The 564-nt window shown below is 45.4% G+C and carries 1 protein-coding gene; it reads right to left on the bottom strand.

What is annotated here, in order from left to right:
* Window positions 1-405, bottom strand: a 405-nt coding sequence (locus tag R7Q46_RS29195) for an asparaginase domain-containing protein (protein WP_318078582.1), incomplete at its 3' end; no start/stop codon positions are given.
* Window positions 406-564 lie beyond the last annotated feature (159 nt).

Genomic DNA, 564 nt, shown 5'->3' with positions numbered 1-564 from the left:
CTTGTCGCTCTTCACCGTTAAATCAAGGAAGTATGCGGTTTCTTCCAATGTATCCGTACCGTGGGTGATGACGATACCGTCAACATCATCTTGAGCGAGCAGCTCGTTAACCCTTTTCGCTAACTTCAGCCATACCTCATCGTTCATGTCTTGAGAGCCGATGCTGACGACTTGCTCACCAGAAATATCCGCAATGTTGGTCATGCTCGGCACAGCAGAAATTAATGATTCGACGCCAACTTTACCTGCGGTGTAGTTCGACTCAGTGGCAGATTGACCTGCGCCAGCGATGGTGCCGCCAGTCGCGAGGATTTTGATATTAGGAAGATCGGACTGGGCGAACGACAAAGAACTGAGGCACAAACCAAGGGTAATCGTACTGAGGCGGAAAAGATTTTTTGTCATGGGAATCACCTGCTTTTAGGTTAGATGTTGGTTGGGGAACAACCTCTATCCTAAAAACAGAACGGGAGAATTTTTGAGCACAAGCTCAACAAATTGCAGATGAAAATCGTGATCAACTAATCACTTAAAGAATATCAAATCAACCAGTTAACCTAATTA

The sequence above is a fragment of the Vibrio sp. 811 genome (genome assembly GCF_033339195.1).
Note: the sequence above shows the minus strand (reverse complement) of the source record. Positions and strands in the feature narration are given on the sequence as shown.